We start from the raw sequence: 563 nt of genomic DNA, 5'->3' as shown, positions 1-563 counted from the left end.
GATAAAAAGAGGAAAATCCTTGCGGAAATTCCTCTTTGGTCAACTCGTGCGCATAGGGGGACTCGAACCCCCACGTCCGCAGACATTAGATCCTAAGTCTAACGCGGCTACCAATTACGCCATATGCGCCTTACGTGTACGGTGCAAAATTACTCAGTTTTTGCGAAACGCCCAAATTTTTGCCGGAAGAACAATTGTTTTGTACCTTTGCAATATGAATTTCAACCTTCAACACACATGCGCGGATTCAGCCGCCAGAGCCGGCATGATATCCACCGCCCATGGCGACATACTGACCCCGATTTTCATGCCAGTCGGCACAGTGGCGTCTGTCAAAGCAGTGCATCAGCGCGATCTCGCCGATGACGTCAAAGCCCAGATTATACTCGGCAACACATATCATTTATACCTCAGGCCAGGCACAGAAATATTGCATCAGGCCGGAGGACTCCATAGATTCATGGGATGGGAGCGCCCGATTCTGACCGACAGCGGCGGATTTCAGGTGTTCTCGCTTGCTGCAAACCGTAAACTCAAGGAAGAAGGAGCATGGTTCCGATCGC

General features: G+C 50.6%; 1 protein-coding gene and 1 tRNA gene. One reads left to right on the top strand and one right to left on the bottom strand.

Annotated elements, in window-relative coordinates; genetic code table 11:
* Positions 1-47 precede the first annotated feature (47 nt).
* Positions 48-129: transfer RNA gene (locus QZ311_RS12325), tRNA-Leu, on the bottom strand.
* Positions 130-214: 85 nt separating this feature from the next.
* Here QZ311_RS12325 and QZ311_RS12320 point away from each other — a divergent pair.
* A partial coding sequence (locus QZ311_RS12320; protein WP_297068515.1) for a tRNA guanosine(34) transglycosylase Tgt occupies positions 215-563 on the top strand: 349 nt, incomplete at its 3' end.

Source organism: uncultured Duncaniella sp. (assembly GCF_910578445.1).
Classification (GTDB): domain Bacteria; phylum Bacteroidota; class Bacteroidia; order Bacteroidales; family Muribaculaceae; genus Duncaniella.
This window is presented reverse-complemented; position numbering and strand designations above follow the sequence as displayed.